Raw genomic sequence first — 1011 nt, forward strand, 5'->3', positions numbered from 1 at the left:
CACCACGACCGACCGCGTCGGCCATCGCGGCGACAGCACTGTCGGGGTCCATCGCCCGCACCCCCCGACGGCACAACTCCTGCGCCGCACCCTCCACCGACGCCATGCCCCGACCAGCCCACATCCCCCACGCCACACTCGTCGCCGACAGGCCGGCACTCCGACGGCGCACCGCCAAGGCGTCGAGGAACGCGTTGGCCGCCGCATACACCGCCTGCCCCCCACTGCCCCACACCCCGGCATTGGAGGAGAACAACACAAACGCCTCCAGAGTCGAAACATCCAACAGCTCATCCAGATTCACCGCACCGGCGACCTTCGCAGCCATCACATCGACCGCCTCCCGCAGAGAGATCTCCGCCAAGGGCGTGGACTGAGGAACACCGGCCGCGTGGAACACCGCCGTCACCGGTTCACCCAGATCCATCAGCAATGCTTGCAGTGCCGCACGGTCAGCCACATCACAGGCCCGCACCGACACCCGCGCTCCACCCAGTCGCTCCAGCTCTCGCACCAGTTCGCCAGCCCCGGGTGCGCTATCACCGCGACGGCTCACCAGGACCACATGATCCGCGCCACCAGCCACCAACCACCGGGCCGTATGCACACCCAAACCACCCGTACCACCAGTGACCAGCACCGTCCCATGCGGCCGCCAACCACCCCCACCACCGTCGACCGCAGCACGCACCAAACGACGCACCCACACACCCGAACCACGCACCGCCACCTGATCCTCAAAACCAGCCGACGCCACAACACCCACGAACCGACGGCACACCTCCTCATCAACCTCCACCGGCAGATCGATCAGCCCACCCCACAACCCGGGATGCTCCAGACCCAGGACGCGACCGAAACCCCACACCTGCGCCTGCACCGGATCAATCACCATGCCGGTATCCGAAGAACCGGTGACCACCGCCCCCCGCGTCACCAGCCACAACCGCGGCACCTCACCAACCGAACCGAGATCGAGCAGCGCCTGGGCCAGCACCAGCGACGCAGCCA

At 67.6% G+C, this 1011-nt stretch carries 1 protein-coding gene; it reads right to left on the reverse strand.

What is annotated here, in order from left to right; all coding sequences use genetic code 11:
* Positions 1-1011: beta-ketoacyl reductase (locus tag ABZ562_RS41115; protein WP_361490581.1), on the reverse strand; the 1011-nt coding region annotated here is incomplete at both ends.

It is taken from the genome of Streptomyces sp. NPDC019937 (assembly GCF_040631655.1).
Classification (GTDB): Bacteria; Actinomycetota; Actinomycetes; order Streptomycetales; family Streptomycetaceae; genus Streptomyces.